Origin of the sequence: Acetivibrio straminisolvens JCM 21531 (assembly GCF_000521465.1) — a bacterium.
Taxonomy (GTDB): Bacteria; Bacillota; Clostridia; order Acetivibrionales; family Acetivibrionaceae; genus Hungateiclostridium; species Hungateiclostridium straminisolvens.
In genome coordinates this window covers 1-1,020 of the sequence record NZ_BAVR01000171.1, presented here as the reverse complement: position 1 = coordinate 1,020, position 1,020 = coordinate 1, and the positions used below count along the sequence as shown (strand labels likewise).

Annotated in this window: 3 protein-coding genes; all 3 read right to left on the bottom strand. The window is 37.7% G+C overall.

The genetic code is table 11. From position 1 onward, the window contains the following. A partial coding sequence (locus JCM21531_RS18620; protein ID WP_279379118.1) for a transposase occupies positions 1–157 on the bottom strand: 157 nt, incomplete at its 3' end. A gap of 1 nt (position 158) precedes the next feature. After that, the gene (locus JCM21531_RS17350; protein WP_201768068.1) at positions 159–722 is read right to left on the bottom strand and encodes an IS630 family transposase; all 564 of its coding nucleotides are present in this window, start codon (positions 720–722) and stop codon (positions 159–161) included. Next, the gene (locus tag JCM21531_RS18825) at positions 626–910 is read right to left on the bottom strand and encodes a hypothetical protein (protein ID WP_038291718.1); all 285 of its coding nucleotides are present in this window, start codon (positions 908–910) and stop codon (positions 626–628) included. The genes JCM21531_RS17350 and JCM21531_RS18825 overlap by 97 nt, the downstream gene beginning before the upstream one ends. Between the last annotated feature and the right edge of the window lie 110 nt (positions 911–1,020).

The window sequence follows — 1,020 nt, the reverse complement described above, 5'->3', positions numbered from 1 at the left end:
GGTGTTCGATTGAATTCAACTCAGAGCTATAAGGGGGTAAATACTTAAGGGAGATATCCTTTATTGAATCCAATAATTCCATAACACCTTTAGAATGATGATACCGTACATTATCAAGAAGCAAAATTACCTTCTTGTTGACATAATGTTTTGGCAGCTTATTTTAAAAAATCCTTGAAGCTATGTGAATTAGCAGCTTCAGAGGTTTTAAAGTGTACCTTGCCATTGACAGGATCAACTGCACCAAACATAGCAATTCTTTCTCTACAGCCCGAACTGTCAGTCGGCACAATTGGCTGTTCACCTTTTCGTGACCACTTTAATGTTGTGGTAGGTTCGTCTGTAAATATTGCTTCATCTTCATAAAGTACTACGGTGTCATCATCGGAGTTGACAAGAAGGTCCTGTAACTCCTCTTTGAATTGCTCCTGCTTTTCCTTCTTGGCATTTCGGCTCTGCTTCTTTGGCCTTTGCAGAGTGAATCCAAGTTTATGAACCAAATCATATAAGCTTGAAGTTTTATAGTTGATACCCCATTGCTTATTTATCCACCTTTTTAGCAAAGGCATAGTCCAGTTGCTTTTGTTGAACCCACATTCACGGGGTGACTTTTGTAAAGCTTCAATCACTGCTTGCTTCTGCTCTGGTGATAAATAACTTTTTCGGTTGCTGCGTCGGGTATCAATAAGCCCGGCAATACCATATTCGTTATATCGGTGCACCACTTACGGACATTAGTGGCTGCCATATGAATATCTTTAGCTACTTCGAGACTTGGTTTGCCATCCCAGGTCTGCAAGACAGCAAGCATTCTTGTTCGAAGTTTTGCATCGTTGCAATCTATATATGAAGCTTCAAGTGCTTCATAAGAGTTGATTCTTCCACTTACTTCAAGTTTTCTTCTACTCATAATATCAGAGCCTTTCTATATACATATGTTCTGATATTATGATAACTCATAATACTATTGGTGTTATACAGGTAATATAATGTAATTATATTTATAAAAGTCTAAACTAT

Excerpts from the sequence above, each read along its gene's own strand:
- JCM21531_RS18825 (WP_038291718.1), bottom strand. The coding sequence starts at position 910 with ATGAGTAGAAGAAAACTTGAAGTAAGTGGAAGAATCAACTCTTATGAA.